Below are 15,204 nucleotides of genomic sequence, written 5' to 3' on the forward strand. Positions count from 1 at the left end.
AGTGAGGTTCACATGCGCATACTCGAACGTACCGTCTACGTCGGCCCTTCGCTGTATGCGCATTTTCCGGTCATACGGCTGGAGCTGGACCTGCAGGCGCTGGAAGCCTGGCCGACCGCGCGCCTGGGGCCGGCCTTCGTCGACGGTCTGCTCGCCGCGCTGCCCGGGCTGGGCGAACACGGCTGTTCCTATCGCGAGGCCGGCGGCTTCGTGCGGCGCCTGCGCGAGGACGAGGGCACCTGGCTGGGCCATGTGCTCGAACACGTCGCGATCGAGCTGCAGAACGTCGCCGGCGAGAACGTCACCTTCGGCAAGACCCGCAGCGTCGGCGACGAGCGTCCCGGCGTGTACTCGGTGGTCTACGAGTACGCGCAGCGCGAGGAGGGCATCGCCGCCGGCGAACTCGGCCTGAAGCTGTTGTGCTCGCTGCTGCCGGCCGAACTGCGTCCGGCCGGCAGCGTGCCCGAGGATTGGGATTGGGAATCGGCGCGCGACGACTTCATCCGCTACGCCCAGCGCCGCGCGCTGGGCCCGTCGACCGCCTCGCTGGTGCGGGCGGCCGAGGAGCGCGGGATTCCGTGGCTGCGCCTGAACACCCAGTCGCTGATCCAGTTCGGCCACGGCAAGTACCAGCAGCGCATCCAGGCTACGATCACCGGCCGCACCCCGCATATCGCGGTCGAACTGGCCAGCGACAAGGAAGAAACCAACAAGATCCTGGCCTCGCTGGGCCTGCCGGTGCCGCGCCAGGAACTGGTCACCGACGCCAGCGGCGCGGTACGCGCGGCGCGCAAGCTCGGCGGCGCGGTGGTGACCAAGCCCTACAACGGCAACCACGGCCGCGGCATCACCATCAACATTTCCGCCGAGGACGAGATCCGCGCCGGCTTCGAAGCCGCGCGCGAGCATTCGCGCTCGGTGATCGTCGAGACCTACGTCGGCGGCGACGACCATCGCCTGCTCGTGGTCAACGGCGAACTCATCGCCGCGACCCGGCGTACTCCCGGCCATGTGGTCGGCGACGGCAAGCGCACGATCGCCGAACTGGTCGAAGCGGTGAACCAGGATCCGCGCCGCGGCGTCGGCCACGAGAAAGTGCTGACCCGGCTGGAGCTCGACGCCCAGGCCGTGCTGATGATGGAGCGCGTGGGCTACACCGCCGAATCGGTGCCGGCCGACGACGAGGTCGTCTACCTGCGTTCCACCGCCAACCTGTCCACCGGCGGCACCGCCACCGACGTCACCGACATCATCCATCCCGACAACCGCGACATGGCGGTACGCGCGGTGCGCGCGATCGGCCTGGACGTGGGCGGCGTCGACTTCATCTCGCCCAACATCGCCGAGAGCTACAAGAACGCCGGCGGCGGCATCTGCGAAATCAACGCCGCCCCCGGCTTCCGCATGCACGTCGCGCCCAGCGAAGGCACGCCGCGCGATGCGGCCGGTCCGGTGATCGACATGCTGTTCCCGCCCGGCGCGCCGTCGCGGGTGCCGATCGCTGCGGTCACCGGCACCAACGGCAAGACCACCACCGCGCGCATGCTCGCCCACATTGCCAAGATGGGCGGCTACACCCCCGGCCTGACCACCACCGACGGCGTCTACATCGACGGCCAGCGCACGGTCGAAGGCGACATGACCGGGCCGGTGTCGGCGCGCATGGTGCTGTCGGATCCGCAGATCGATCTGGCGGTGCTCGAAACCGCGCGCGGCGGCCTGCTGCGCGCCGGCATGGGCGTGTCCGAGGTCAACGTCGGCGCGGTCATCAACATCCAGTCCGACCATCTCGGTCTGAAGGGCATCGACACCCTGGAGCAGCTGGCCGAGGTCAAGCGCGTGGTGGTCGAGGTCGCCAAGGACTGCGCGGTGCTCAACGCCGACGACCCCAACGTGCTGAAGATGTCGGCCTACACCGACGCCAAGGTGATCTGCTACGTCACCATGAATCCGGCCCACGCGCTGGTGCGCGAGCACATACGCGCCGGCGGCCGCGCCTGCGCGCTCGAGGCCGGCGTCAACGGCCACATGATCACCCTGTACGACAAGGGCAGCCATATCCCGCTGCTGTGGACCCACCTGATCCCGGCGACGATGGAAGGCCGCGCGCTGCACAACGTGCAGAACGCGATGGTCGCCGCGGCCATGGCGTTCTCGATGGGGATCAAGCTCGATGCGATCCGCCACGGCCTGCGCACCTTCGACACCACGTTCTTCCAGGCGCCGGGGCGCATGAACGTCTACAACGAGCATCCGTTCAAGGTGCTCATGGACTACGGCCACAACGCGCACGCGGTCGGGGTCATGGCCGACCTGGCCCAGCGCCTGGACGTGGCCGGGCGCCGCCTGGTCGTGGTCGCCGGTCCCGGCGACCGTCGCGACGAAGACCTGCACGCGATCGCCGAGGCCGTGGCCGGCAAGTTCGACCACTACGTCTGCCGCCGCGACGACGGCCTGCGCGGGCGCGACGGCGACGAGGTGCCGCGCATCATCGCCAAGGCCCTGCAGGCGCGTGGCGTGAGCGCCGAAGCGATCACGATCATCCCCGACGAACAAGCCGCGATCGACGGCGCCCTGCGCATGGCCCAATTCGGCGATCTGCTGCTGGTGTTCGCCGATGCCCTGGCGCGGTCGTGGAAGCAGATCATCCACTTCCAGCCCGAGGGCGCGGTGGCCGCGGCGACGGCACGGATCGAATTGCCGCCGCTGGAACAGACCCTGGACGAGGCCGTGGTCGCGGCCATGGAAGGCGTGGTCCGCGACGAGCGCGGGCTGCGTTTCGAACGCGAAGAGAGCGATTGAGTGACGGCGGATTCCCAAGGCGACGTCGCGGCACCGGAGTTCGAGTTTCCGTTCGAGGATTCGCGCCGGCTGACCGGTGCGAATCTGTATTTCGACCGGCCTGGCGTCGTGCTGGAAACACGCGGCGCGCGGCCGCCGGCGCAGGCGCTCGCGCGTTGGCGGACCAACATCGCCGGCGCGCGCGAGCTGCTGCAGTGGTCGCAGCAGGACGATGTCGTCGTGCGCGAGCACGCCAGCGGCGCTTCCTTGGCCTTCGTCGCACCGCTCGACTGCCTGTACGCCGCCACCGAAATCAACGAATGGGCCTGGGCCGAAGTCGTCGGCCCGGTCCCGCAGGATGCATTGCCGCCGCATGCGCCCGGGCATGCCGCGTACTGGGATCGCGACGACGCCTTGCGCACGCTGCATGCGCTGGCGCGTGCCGAAGCGCGTTCCGATTTGCTCGGCTTGATCGAGCAGGCGCGGGCGCAGGGCGTGCCCGCCTACAGCGACGACGAGGCGCTATCGCTGGGCGAGGGCGCGACCAGTCGGACCTGGAGCCTCGACGATCTTCCGTCGGGCGACGAAGTGCCCTGGCAGGACCTGCGCACGATCCCCAAGGCTGTCGTTACCGGCTCCAACGGCAAGACCACCAGCGTGCGCCTGCTCGCGGCGATGGCGCGCGCGCAGGGCTGGAACACCGCGCACAGTAGTACCGACGGGCTATACGTCGGCGGCGAGTGCATCGACGGTGGCGACTATTCCGGCCCGGTTGGCGCACGCACCTTGCTGCGCCGGACCGATGTCGAAGCGGCGATCCTGGAAACCGCGCGTGGCGGCCTGTTGCGCCGTGGCCTCACCCCGCAGGGCGCGCGCGTGGCCCTGGTCACCAACATCAGCCCCGATCATTTCGGCGAGTACGGCATCCACAACCTCGACGACCTGGCGCAAGTGAAGCTCACCGTCGCGCGCAGCCTGGCCGAGGACGGCCTGCTGGTGCTCAACGCCGACGACGAACTACTGGTCCGGCACAGCGCGGCGTTGCCGCAGCGGATCGGCTGGTTCGCGCTCGACGAATCGCATCCGCGCCTGCGTGCGCACCGGGAGCAGGGCGGCGCGACTTGCGGCGTGCGCGACGGCCGACTGCGCCTGCATTACGACGGCCGCGATCACGACCTGGGCGAAGTCGCCGCGATGCCGCTGACCCTCGGCGGCCGCGTCGCCTACAACCTCGCCAACCTGGCCGGTGCGGCGCTGGCCGCGGCCGCGCTGGGCGTCGCACCGGAGCGCATCGCCCAGGTGCTGGCGCGTTTCGGCGCAGCACCCGGCGACAACCCCGGGCGCCTGCAGCGCTGGTCCTACGGCGACAGCGAGGTCTACCTGGACTACGCCCACAACCCCGACGGCCTGGGCAAGCTGCTCGAAGTCGCGGCCCGGCCCGGGCACCGGCTCGGCCTGCTGCTGGGCCAGGCCGGCAACCGCAAGGACCGCGACATCCGCGAACTCGCCGCGGTCGCGGCCGGTTTCCGCCCCGATCGGGTCGTGCTCAAGGACATGGAAGGCTACCTGCGCGGCCGCGCCGAGGGCGAGGTCGCGGGGATCCTGCGCGACGAATTGCTGCGCCACGGCCTGCCCAAAGACGCGCTGGAGGTCTGCCTGCAGGAGGTCGAGGCCGCCACGCGGCTGCTTCGCTGGGCCGGGCCGGGCGACGTGCTGGTGCTGCCGATCCACAACAGCCAGGCTCGCGAGGCGGTCGTCGTCTTGCTCGATCGGCTGCAACTGGGACAATGGCGCCCCGGCCGGCCCCTGACGGGCGAAGTGGAGATGATGGAATGACCGATGTCCTGCGCACGATCCTGGCCCGCAAGGCCGAGGAGATCGAACAGCGCAGCCGGGTGCGCTCGCTGGACGACCTGCGCGTGCGCGCGGCGCAGCAGGCGCCCACGCGCGGCTTCGTCGACGCGATCAAGCGCAAGCACGCCGCCGGCGAGGCCGCGGTGATCGCCGAGGTCAAGAAGGCCAGTCCGTCCAAGGGCCTGATCCGCGCCGATTTCCAGCCCGCGCAGATCGCGCGCAGCTACGAGGCCGGCGGCGCGGCCTGCCTGTCGGTGCTGACCGACGTCGATTTCTTCCAGGGCAGCAACCTGTACCTGGGCGAGGCGCGCGCGGCCTGCTCGCTGCCGGTGCTGCGCAAGGACTTCACCATCGACCCCTACCAGGTCTATGAGGCCCGGGTGATCGGCGCCGACGCGATCCTGCTGATCGTGGCCGCGCTCGAGGACGGGCCGATGATCGAGATGGCCGGGCTGGCGATGGAGCTGGGCATGGACGTGCTGGTCGAGGTCCACGACATCGACGAGCTCGAGCGCGCGCTGCAGACCGATTGCGAGCTGATCGGCGTCAACAACCGCAACCTGCGCACCTTCGAGGTCTCGCTGGACACCAGCATCGCCCTGCGCGACGCCGTGCCGCGCGACCGCACCCTGGTCACCGAGAGCGGCATCGCCACCGGCGCCGACGTGGCCAAGATGCGCGCGGCCGGCATCGAGACCTTCCTGATCGGCGAAAGCTTCATGCGCGAACGCGACCCGGGCGCGGCCCTGCAGCGGCTGTTCGCGGCATGAGCGCGGAGGGGCGCTTCCCGCCCGCGCGCGAGGACGCGCCGCTGGTGGTGTTCGACTTCGACCACACCCTCTACGACGGCGATTCCGGCAGTCACCTGTTCGCCTGGCTGATCCGGCGCTCGTGGTGGCGGCAGCTGCTGGCGCTGCTGATCGCGCCGGTGTTCGGGCCGATGATCGCGTTCCTGCCGACCCGGCGGGTCGGTATTTCCGGATTCGTCTGGGTCGGTTCGGTCGGCATGGGCGGACGCCGCGAGTTCGACGCCGCCATCGACCGCTACGTCGCCGCGCACACCGACGAGATCCGGCGCCGGCTGCTGCCGGTGGCGCTGGACGTGCTGCATCACCACCGCGAGCGCGGCGACCGGGTGGTGATCGCCACCGGCGCGCCGCCGGAGCTGGCGCGCGCGATCCTGGCCTTCGTCGCCCACGAGGACGTGCCGGTGGTCGGCACCCTGGTCGGTCCGCGCCTGGGCGCGGTCGGCGCGCTGCGCCACTGCCACTCCGAAATGAAGATGACCATGCTGCGCGAGGCCGGCTACACCGCGCCGGTCGAGGTCGCCTATTCCGACAGCAGCGCCGACCTGCCGCTGCTCAAGGCCGCGCGCCGGCCGGTCGTGGTCAACCCGAAACCGCGCCGGATCGAGATGTTCCGGCAGGTGCTGCCCCCGGGCACGCCGATCCTCAATTGGGGTTGCCCCGGGCGCGGTGGCGACGCGGTGGCCTCGGCGGCGGGCTAGGGATCGGAATTGGGATTGGGATTGGGATTGGGATTGGGCTGCGAATCGGGCCTGCGTCGGCTTGCGGGGTGTCGCGATCGCGGCTTACGCCGCTCCCACAGAAGGCCAGTACGACCCGCTGTGGGAGCGGCGTAAGCCGCGATTCGCGTGAATTCGCGCGCCGGCGCAGTGCCGAAGAAGGCTGCGGCGCTCGCCGCACTCACCATCGCTCTGGGGTAGGAGCGGCGTAAGCCGCGACCACGCACCCCCAAGGCCCGCAGTCCTTCCGGCGCAGCCGTTCATTCCCCATCGGATAGCAGCATTCCGCCGTCGGCGGAACACCCAGGCCCTCAGTCGCCCAGCGCCTTAACAAACCGCAGCGAACCATCGCTGTAGCCGCAATCGCGATAGAACGCATGCGCCTCGCTGCGGCGCAGGTTGCTGGTGACCTCGATCCGCGACACGCCGGTGCGGCGCGAAATCAGCTCGACCTCGCGCAGCAGGCGCCGGCCGATGCCCTGGCGCTGGCAGGCCGGCGATACCACCAGCGCGGTGATCCGCGCCAATTCGTTGCCGTGGACGACCGAATAGAGGGTGTAGAGCGAGACCAGGCCGCAGGCTTCGCCGTCGATCTCGGCCAGCAGCAGGTGCTGGCGCGGATCGTGACGCACCACCGCGATGCGTTCGGCGGCCTCGTCGCGGTTGCAGGGATAGCCGAGGTCGCCGAGCAGGCGGGCGACATCGTGGGCATCGCCCAATTCCGCCGGACGCACCCGGGGTGCGGTCTCGGCGGAGGTGGCGGCGCGGCCCATCGTCGGCGGCTCAGCGCGTCCCGTACAGGACGACGGTCTTGCCGCGGGCGTGGAGCTTGTTGTCGGCCTGCAGCTTCTTGAGCACGCGGCCGGCCATTTCGCGCGAGCAGCCGACCAGGCGCGACAGCTCCTGGCGCGACACCCGCAACTGGGTGCCCTGCGGGTGGCTCATGGCCTCGGGTTCCTTGGCCAGGTCGTGCAGGGCGCGCACGATGCGGTCGGTGACGTCGAGGAAGGCCAGGCGGCCGGCCTTGCGGCTGGTATCGAGCAGGCGCCGCGAAATCTGCGCGCCGATCGCGTACAGCAGCTTGGGCGCGTCCAGCGACAGCCGGGTCAGCAGCAGGTCGTAGAGGCGCTCGTGGCCGATCTCGGCGAGTTCGCAGGTGCTGCGCGTGCGCAGGATCACCTCGCGATGGTCGCTTTCGATGAACAGGCCGAGCTCGCCGACGAATTCGCCGGGGCCGAAGTAGCCGAGCACCAGTTCGCGGCCGTCTTCTTCCTCGGTGATGATGCTCACCGAGCCGGAAACGACGTAGTACAGGGTGCTGGCGGGGTCCCCCGGGCGGAACACGTCGGTCCGCGACGGATAGCGTCGGCGGTGGCAGTGCGCCAGGAAGCGTTCGATCGTTGCGCCGTCGGGCAGCAACGGGCTATTGGTTCGACGCAGGGCAGTCAAGGGGGCTACCGGGTTGGCTGACATGGGATTGGGCTTAGGTTATCGAGTGAGCTTAGGGCGAACCGGGGGATTGGGCAAATAGCGTCAACCTAAGGCACTCTACGTCACCCCAGCCCGATATGTGCAGTCCCCCGAGCAGACAGTCGCCACCCGGCGTATGACTGCGGGGTGACAGGGCGCGTTTCCCCCCGCCGCCGTTTGCCGCATAATCCGCGTCTTCGCCGTCCGACCGGGAATCCCCCTACCGTGGTCAAGCCGTTGCCGCGCCTGAGGTTGCAGGGTTTCAACAACCTCACCAAGGCCCTCTCGTTCAACATTTACGACGTCTGCTACGCGGTCTCCGAAGAGCAGCGCCAGCGGTACATCGAGTACATCGACGAGGCCTACAACGCCGACCGCCTGACCCAGATCCTCACGGATGTGGCGGACATCATCGGCGCCAACATCCTCAACATCGCGCGCCAGGACTACGATCCGCAGGGCGCGTCGGTGACGATCCTGATCTCGGAAGAGCCGGTGATCGACAAGTCGGCTGCCAAGGGCGTGATCTCCGACGCCGTGGTCGCGCACATGGACAAGTCGCACATCACCGTGCACACCTATCCGGAGACCCACCCGGACAACGGCATAGCGACCTTCCGCGCCGACATCGACGTGGCGACCTGCGGCGTGATTTCGCCGCTGAAGGCCCTGAACTACCTGATCGAGAGCCTCGAGTCCGACATCGTGGTGATGGACTACCGCGTGCGCGGCTTCACCCGCGACGTGAAGGGCCGCAAGCACTACATCGACCACAAGATCAACTCGATCCAGGACTACCTGGCCAAGAACGTGAAGTCGCGCTACGAGATGCTCGACGTCAACGTTTATCAGGAAAACATCTTCCACACGAAGATGCACCTGAAGGAATTCGACCTCGACAATTACCTGTTCGAGGAGAAGGCCAAGAACCTGTCGTTCAAGGAGCGCATGAAGATCGAAGCGCGGCTCAAGCGCGAGATCGAAGAGCTGTTCCACGGCCGCAACCTGGTCGACTGATCGGAACCGCGCGCAGCGAAAGGCCGGCGAAAGCCGGCCTTTTTCGTTTCTAGGGGCTTCGGGTAGGAGCGGCGTAAGCCGCGACCACGCCGGCCACCGAAGTTTCGTGGTCGCGGCTCACGCCGCTCCTACCTCAGGGCGGCGCTGGGCGCGCTCACAGCCGGTACGCTACCGTCTTCATCAGCTTCGACGCGGCCGCCATCAGGCTGGGCATTGGCGGCGGCAGCAGGCGCGCGCCCGCGGCTTCGGCGTTGGCGGCGTGGCGGGCCTCGTCTTCCTTCATGGTGCGCAGGATCGCGCGGCTGCGCGCATCGGCTTGCGGCAGCGATTCCAGGTGTTCGTCGATGTGGGCTTCGACCTGGTGCTCGGTTTCGACCACGAAACCCAGGTTCCAGCCGTCGCCGCGCAGCCCGGCCAGCGCGCCGATCGCGTAGCTGCCGGCGTACCACAGCGGGTTGAGCAGGCTGGGGCGGCTGTCGAGTTCGTCCAGACGCTGCGCGCACCATGCCAGATGGTCGGTTTCTTCCTGCGCGGCTTCGAGCAGGTGCTCGCGCGTGGCCGCGTCGCGCGCGACCGCGGCCTGGCCGCAGTACAGCGCCTGCGCGCAGACCTCGCCGACGTGATTGATGCGCATCAGGCCGGCGGCGTGGCGGCGCTCGGCGTCGTCGAGTTCGATCTGTGCGGTGTCGGCGGCCGGGTTGGGCCGCTCGGCGCGGGGTGCGCCGAAGACGGTGTCGAGGGCGCGCTGCGCATCGCTGAGCAGGCGGTCCAGGGGAGTCAGCTCGCGGATCGTGTTCATGCGGCGAGTTTACGTTGCGGCGGGGTTCGCCGGCAGTGAATCGGGCGTGCCTTCCGCGCCGGCCTCGGCCAGCCCGGCCAGGAACTCCAGCGGATGCGCGACCGGTGCGGCGAGCGCCGCGCTCAGGTGCAGGCGGCAGCCGATGTTGGCGCTGAGCAGGCGGGTGGCGCCGCTGTCGGCGAATTGGCGCAGCAGCGGCGCGCGGTAGTCGGCGGCGCGCTCGGGCTCGGTCAGCATCTGAGTGCCGGCGGCGCCGCAACAGCCGTAGCCGGCGTTCAGTTCGATCACCTCCAGCCCCGGCACCCGCGCCAGCAGACGCCGCAGGGCCGGCGCCGAACCAACTACGTTGCGCTGGGTGCAGGGCAGGTGCAAGGCGACGCGTTCGCGCTGCGGACGCAGGCGCAGGGCGTCGGCGTGGCGGTCGAGGAAGGCGATCGCATCGAGCGTGCGCGGGCCGCCGTGCAGGGACTGGGCGAGCGCTTCGTGGCAGCCGCTGGCCAGGGTCAGCACGGTGTCGACGCCGGCGAATGCGGCGCGGTTGCGGGCGCCCAGGGCCTGTGCGCGGGCCTGATCGCCGGCGTGCGCGTGCAGGCTGCCGCAGCAGGTCTGGTCCTGGACCGCGCGGACGCGGTAGCCGAGGCTGCGGCAGAGCCGGGTCAGCGCGTCGCGCAATCCGGTCTCATAAGGCTCGGCGACACAGCCGACGAACAGGGCCAGCTCGCCGCGCCGGCCGTCATCGGTGGGCTCGGTGGGGGCGGCGCGCCGGCCTGGAGGGCGCGGCAGGGGCCGCCAGACCGTGGGCAAGGCCGGGTAGGCGAGGCGATACAGCCCCAGCAGGCTCCTTAAGGCGCGCGGCCGGGCCGCCAGGGCTTCGATCCAGCGCTGCCGGCGTGCGGGCGGGCGGCGCTCGCGCTGACGGTTGCGCGCCAGGCTAAGCAATTCCCCATACTGCACGCCCGCCGGGCACACGGCTTCGCAGCTGCGGCAGCCCAGGCAGTGGTCGAGATGGGTGTCGGCGACCGTGGTCGGCTCGATGGCGTCCAGGGCCCAGGCCCGCGCCACAGCGATGCGTCCACGCGGGGATTCGGCTTCCGATCGGTCGTGGCCATAGGTCGGACAGGCCGGCAGGCACAGCCCGCACTGGACGCAGCGGTCGGCCAGCGCCACCAGCGGGTCGGCGGAGGGCAGGCGGGCGGCGGACATAAAGGACGATGCTAGCACGCAGGTCCGGCCGACTTGCAGGGGCTGGCCGACCCCGCTATCATTCCGCCTCTTTCGTTCCACATTCACAACGCGAGGCGAAATTCCGACGCCGCGGCCATTCTGGACGCAAGCGGAATCAGCCCGACCAGGTACCCATAGCAGATCTTTCATGAAGACTTTTACCGCCAAAAACGAGACCGTCCAGCGCGACTGGTACGTCGTTGACGCGTCGGGCAAAACGCTCGGCCGCTTGAGCTCCGAAATCGCGCGTCGTCTGCGCGGCAAGCACAAGCCCGTCTACACCCCTCACGTGGATACCGGCGATTACCTCGTGGTGATCAACGCCGAAAAGATCGCTGTCACGGGCAACAAGCTCCAGGACAAGATCTACTACCGGTTCACCGGCTACGTCGGCAATCTGAAGAGCGAAACCCTGGGCCAGGCGCTGGAGCGCCACCCGGAGCGCGTCATCGAGATCGCCGTCAAGGGCATGCTGCCGAAGAATCCGCTCGGCCGTGCCATGTACCGCAAGCTCAAGGTCTACAAGGGCTCCGAGCATCCGCATGCTGCCCAGCAGCCGCAGCCGTTGGACATCTAAGGTAAAGACACGCACATGGCTATCCAGCAGAACTACGGCACCGGCCGCCGCAAGTCTTCCACCGCTCGCGTGTACCTGCGCAAGGGCGACGGCAAGATCACCATCAACCAGCGTTCGATCGAAGAGTTCTTCGGTCGCGAGACGGCGCGCATGATCGTGCGCCAGCCGCTCGAGCTGACCCAGTCCAGCGACAAGTTCGACGTCAACGTCACGGTCGCCGGCGGCGGCATCACCGGCCAGGCCGGTGCGATCCGCCTCGGCATCGCCCGCGCGCTGGTCGAATACGACGAGACGCTGAAGTCCGAGCTGCGCAAGGCCGGCTTCATGACCCGCGACGCCCGTGAAGTCGAGCGTAAGAAGGTCGGCCTGCACAAGGCACGTCGCGCCACGCAGTTCTCGAAGCGTTAATCGCAGCAGCAATTCTGCGTTTTTTGCTAAGATTTGTTTTATAGCCCCGTCGCCAAGCGGTAAGGCACCTGACTCTGACTCAGGCATTCGGTGGTTCGAATCCATCCGGGGCTGCCAAACCAGGACGATCCACGCCGGCAACGGCGCGGATCGGCAACGAAAAACCCGCCATCCGGCGGGTTTTTTGTTTTGGGGCTCCGCGTCCGGATGTTCCGCGTCCGTATGTTCCGCCTCCGGATGCTCGCGGATCGGCGGCTGCGGGTTCGCTGTCGTGCTCGTCGGCAGTAGGCGTCGGGCCTGGGGCGAATCGCATCGGCGCACCGCAGCACGACTCGTCCGTCACCGCCGCTTCCCGTAGGGTGTAGGCCGGTTCGCGGGTCTGGGTCCGCGGCGATTCGGTTACAATTGAAACCATTGCGCTGCGGCGCCCTGCGATTTGAGGTCTGGATGAAGCTCGGTTCCCTGAAGGAAGGCGGCCGCGACGGCACGCTGATCGTCGTCTCCCGCGATCTGACCCGCGCCGTGCGCGCTACCGGGGTTGCCGAGACCCTGCAGCGCGCGCTGGAAGACTGGAGCAACACCGCGCCGCGCCTTAACGCGCTGTCCGATGCGCTCAACGCCGGCACCGCCGAAGGCGCGTTCGATCTGGACTGCGCCGCGCTGGCCTCGCCGCTGCCGCGCGCCTACGAGTTCGTCGACGGCAGCGCCTACCTGCCGCACGTGGAGCGCGTGCGTCGCGCACGCGGCGCCGAGGTGCCGGAGAGCTTCTACGTCGATCCGCTGATGTACCAGGCGGTCAGCGCCGGCTTCTACGGCCCGCGCGATCCGGTGCGCGTGGTCAGCGAGGACTACGGCATCGACCTGGAAGCCGAAGTCGTGATCGTGACCGACGACGTGCCGATGGCGGCCACGCCCGAGCAGGCCGCCACCCATATCCAACTGGTCGGCCTGGTCAACGACGTGTCGCTGCGCAACCTGATCCCGAACGAGCTGGGCAAGGGCTTCGGTTTCCTGCAGTCCAAGCCGCGCTCGGCGCTGAGCCCGGTGTTCGTGACCCCGGACGAGCTCGGCGACGCCTGGCAGGACAGCAAGGTCCACCGCCCGCTGCTGACCCACGTCAACGGCGAATGGTTCGGCGCGCCCGAGGCCGGCGTCGACATGCAGTTCAACTTCGCCCAGCTGGTCGCGCATGCGGCCAAGACCCGTCCGCTGTCGGCCGGCACCATCGTCGGTTCGGGCACAGTCGCCAACCAGGACACCTCGCTGGGCGCGTCCTGCTTCGCCGAGCGCCGCACGGTCGAAATCCTGGAGCACGGCAAGCCGCTGACCCCGTTCATGAAGTTCGGCGATACCGTGCGCATCGAGATGCTCGACGCCGACGGCCGCAGCATTTTCGGCGCGATCGAACAGCGCATCGAACAACAGCCGTCCGCCTGACGGCAGCGGCGCACCGGACGAGAGGTATCCCCGGCGCGCCGGCCAACGGCTAAGGTGACGGTCGATCCGGCACGACGGCAGATCCAGGGACAGGCAGTGGGCGAGCAACTCAGGCTGTATTCGTACTGGCGGTCGAGCGCGTCCTATCGGGTGCGCATCGGCCTCAATCTCAAGGGCCTGGCGTACGAGACCGTGCCGGTGCATCTGGTCCGCAACGGCGGCGAGCAGCACAGCGAGGCCTATCGCGAGATCAATCCGCTCGGCCTGGTGCCGGTGCTGGAGCACGGCAATCGCAAGATGCGGCAGTCGATCGCGATCCTCGAATACCTGGACGAAACCTGGCCGCAGCCGGCCCTGCTGCCGGCCACCGCGCGCGACCGCCAGCGCGTGCGCGCGCTGGCCCAGACCATCGCCTGCGACATCCATCCGCTCAACAACCTGCGCGTGCTGCAGTACTTCGACCATACCTGGAGCGTGCCGCACCCGGAGCGCGAGGACTGGATCAAGCACTGGGTGCGCGAGGGCTTCAGAGCGGTCGAGGCGACCCTGATCGACCACCCGGCCACCGGGCGCTATTGCGAGGGCGACACGCCGACCCTGGCCGACTGCTGCCTGGTGCCGCAGGTCTACAACGCGCGCCGTTTCGGCGTGCCGCTGGACGAGTTCCCGACCATCGTGCGGATCGAGCAGGCCTGCCTGGAGCTGCCCGCGTTCGACGCGGCGCGGCCGGAGAACCAGCCGGACCGGCCGCCGGAGTGAGTGCGTAGCCGCTGGTTGGCCGACAAAAAAGCCGGACGTCTCGCGACGCCCGGCTTTTTCATTGTCGCGAGACCCGCGGCGCGCTCAATGCGCGGCGTTGGCGTCGTACATGTCCGCGTAAGGATCGTGCTCGGCGCCGCCCTCGGAGAGGCGGAACTTCAGCGCCAGGCCGTCGCGCGAGTCGGCGGCCTTGAGCGCCTCCTCCATCTCGATCCGGCCTTCCTTGTAGAGCCGGAACAGGCACTGGTCGAACGACTCCATGCCTTCTTCCAGCGACTCTTCCATCGCCTGCTTGATCTCGTGCACCTGGCCGCGCCGCATCAGATCGCGCACGTGCGGGGTGTTGATCAGGATCTCGGCCGCGGGCAGGCGGCGGCCGTCGGTGCCGACCACCAGGCGTTGCGACACCACCGCCTTGAGGTTCAAGGCCAGGTTCATCAGCACGTTCTTGTGCGCCGACTCGTTGAAGAAGTTGAGGATGCGTTCCAGGGTCTGGTCGGCGTTGTTGGAGTGCAGCGTCGCCAGGCACAGGTGACCGGTCTCGGCGAAGGCGATCGCCGCCTCCATCGTGGTCGCGTCCAGGATTTCGCCGATCAGGATCACGTCCGGCGCTTCGCGCATCGCGTTCTTGAGCGCGTTGTGGAAGGCGTGCGTGTCCAGGCCGACCTCGCGCTGGTTGACGATCGACTTCTTGTGCTTGTGCAGGTACTCGATCGGATCCTCGATGGTGAGGATGTGGCCCGAGGTGCTGCTGTTGCGGTGGTCGATCATCGACGCCAGCGTCGTCGACTTGCCCGAGCCGGTACTGCCCACGATCAGCACCAGGCCGCGCGGGGCCATGATGATCTCCTTGAGCACCTGCGGCAGCTGCAGTTCTTCGATGCTGGGGATGATGCTGCGGATGGCGCGGATCACCATGCCGACTTCGCCGCGTTGCTTGAACACGTTGATGCGGAAGCGGCCGGCATCGGGCAGCGCCAGAGCCATGTTCAGCTCCAGGTCGCGTTCGAACTGGGGCACCTGGCCCTCGTCCATCAGCGAATAGGCGATCTTCTTGACCATGCCCGGCGGTAGACCGGTGTTGCCAAGCGGGTACAGTCTGCCCTCGACCTTGATGTAAACCGGCGCCCCGGTGGTCAGGAACATGTCAGACGCGTTTTTTTCCGTCATCAGCTTCAGGAAATAGCCGATGTCCATGCACACACCCCTTGTTAACGACTACGTACCGTTGCAAGCACGCCGCCGGCTTCCGACAATGGCCGAGCGCACTCCTTACGCAACGGCATCCCCTATGACCGCAAGCTTCGCACGAATCAGCTTCTCACAGATGCGCTCCGCGCTGCTGGCACTAGT

At 68.5% G+C, this 15,204-nt stretch carries 14 protein-coding genes and 1 tRNA gene; 10 read left to right on the plus strand and 5 right to left on the minus strand.

Annotated elements, in window-relative coordinates:
- Nucleotides 1-12 precede the first annotated feature (12 nt).
- From cphA to ASD78_RS04360, 4 genes are read left to right on the plus strand one after another with little or no spacing between them, the layout of a single operon-like run.
- Nucleotides 13-2,802, plus strand: a complete 2,790-nt coding sequence (gene cphA / locus ASD78_RS04345; protein ID WP_056098637.1) for a cyanophycin synthetase — start codon at nt 13-15, stop codon at nt 2,800-2,802.
- Nucleotides 2,803-4,617: a Mur ligase family protein gene (locus ASD78_RS04350; RefSeq protein ID WP_056098640.1), complete on the plus strand. Its 1,815-nt coding sequence runs from the start codon at nt 2,803-2,805 to the stop codon at nt 4,615-4,617.
- A complete protein-coding gene (gene trpC, locus ASD78_RS04355) occupies nt 4,614-5,405 on the plus strand; it encodes an indole-3-glycerol phosphate synthase TrpC (protein WP_055908901.1) in 792 nt (263 codons plus the stop codon). The genes ASD78_RS04350 and trpC overlap by 4 nt, the downstream gene beginning before the upstream one ends.
- Nucleotides 5,402-6,142, plus strand: a complete 741-nt coding sequence (locus tag ASD78_RS04360; RefSeq protein ID WP_055908898.1) for a haloacid dehalogenase-like hydrolase — start codon at nt 5,402-5,404, stop codon at nt 6,140-6,142. Before trpC ends, ASD78_RS04360 begins: the two co-directional genes overlap by 4 nt.
- A gap of 329 nt (nt 6,143-6,471) precedes the next feature.
- On the opposite strand, the gene ASD78_RS04365 is transcribed toward ASD78_RS04360, so the two are convergent.
- Nucleotides 6,472-6,933, minus strand: coding sequence for a GNAT family N-acetyltransferase (locus ASD78_RS04365; protein ID WP_056098641.1), 462 nt, complete (start codon nt 6,931-6,933; stop codon nt 6,472-6,474).
- A gap of 10 nt (nt 6,934-6,943) precedes the next feature.
- Entirely contained in the window at nt 6,944-7,609 is a 666-nt protein-coding gene (gene crp / locus ASD78_RS04370; RefSeq protein WP_055908892.1) for a cAMP-activated global transcriptional regulator CRP, read from the minus strand.
- A 246-nt stretch (nt 7,610-7,855) separates the two neighbouring features.
- Here crp and speD point away from each other — a divergent pair, with 246 nt between their 5' ends.
- The gene (speD, locus tag ASD78_RS04375) at nt 7,856-8,647 is read left to right on the plus strand and encodes an adenosylmethionine decarboxylase (protein ID WP_055908890.1); all 792 of its coding nucleotides are present in this window, start codon (nt 7,856-7,858) and stop codon (nt 8,645-8,647) included.
- A gap of 154 nt (nt 8,648-8,801) precedes the next feature.
- Here the strand turns inward: speD and coq7 are convergent, their stop codons facing one another.
- Both coq7 and ASD78_RS04385 read right to left on the minus strand, forming a co-directional pair.
- Complete coding sequence (gene coq7 / locus ASD78_RS04380; protein ID WP_055908886.1) at nt 8,802-9,446, minus strand: 2-polyprenyl-3-methyl-6-methoxy-1,4-benzoquinone monooxygenase; 645 nt, start codon at nt 9,444-9,446, stop codon at nt 8,802-8,804.
- A gap of 9 nt (nt 9,447-9,455) precedes the next feature.
- A complete protein-coding gene (locus ASD78_RS04385) occupies nt 9,456-10,649 on the minus strand; it encodes a (Fe-S)-binding protein (RefSeq protein ID WP_056098643.1) in 1,194 nt (397 codons plus the stop codon).
- A gap of 169 nt (nt 10,650-10,818) precedes the next feature.
- Here ASD78_RS04385 and rplM point away from each other — a divergent pair, with 169 nt between their 5' ends.
- The 5 genes from rplM to maiA all read left to right on the plus strand — a co-directional run bounded on the left by rplM (nt 10,819) and on the right by maiA (nt 13,851).
- Nucleotides 10,819-11,247, plus strand: a complete 429-nt coding sequence (gene rplM / locus ASD78_RS04390) for a 50S ribosomal protein L13 (protein WP_055908880.1) — start codon at nt 10,819-10,821, stop codon at nt 11,245-11,247.
- 15 nt (nt 11,248-11,262) lie between these two features.
- A complete protein-coding gene (rpsI, locus tag ASD78_RS04395) occupies nt 11,263-11,655 on the plus strand; it encodes a 30S ribosomal protein S9 (protein WP_055908877.1) in 393 nt (130 codons plus the stop codon).
- Nucleotides 11,656-11,697: 42 nt separating this feature from the next.
- Nucleotides 11,698-11,772, plus strand: a tRNA-Gln gene (locus ASD78_RS04400).
- Between the two features lie 330 nt (nt 11,773-12,102).
- The gene (locus ASD78_RS04405; protein WP_056098647.1) at nt 12,103-13,092 is read left to right on the plus strand and encodes a fumarylacetoacetate hydrolase family protein; all 990 of its coding nucleotides are present in this window, start codon (nt 12,103-12,105) and stop codon (nt 13,090-13,092) included.
- Between the two features lie 96 nt (nt 13,093-13,188).
- Complete coding sequence (gene maiA / locus ASD78_RS04410; protein WP_056098649.1) at nt 13,189-13,851, plus strand: maleylacetoacetate isomerase; 663 nt, start codon at nt 13,189-13,191, stop codon at nt 13,849-13,851.
- A gap of 84 nt (nt 13,852-13,935) precedes the next feature.
- Here maiA and ASD78_RS04415 read toward each other — a convergent pair whose 3' ends face one another.
- On the minus strand, nt 13,936-15,048 hold the full coding sequence (locus tag ASD78_RS04415; protein ID WP_055908868.1) for a PilT/PilU family type 4a pilus ATPase: 1,113 nt from the start codon (nt 15,046-15,048) through the stop codon (nt 13,936-13,938).
- Nucleotides 15,049-15,204 lie beyond the last annotated feature (156 nt).

This window comes from Lysobacter sp. Root667, assembly GCF_001427715.1.
GTDB lineage: Bacteria > Pseudomonadota > Gammaproteobacteria > Xanthomonadales > Xanthomonadaceae > Lysobacter.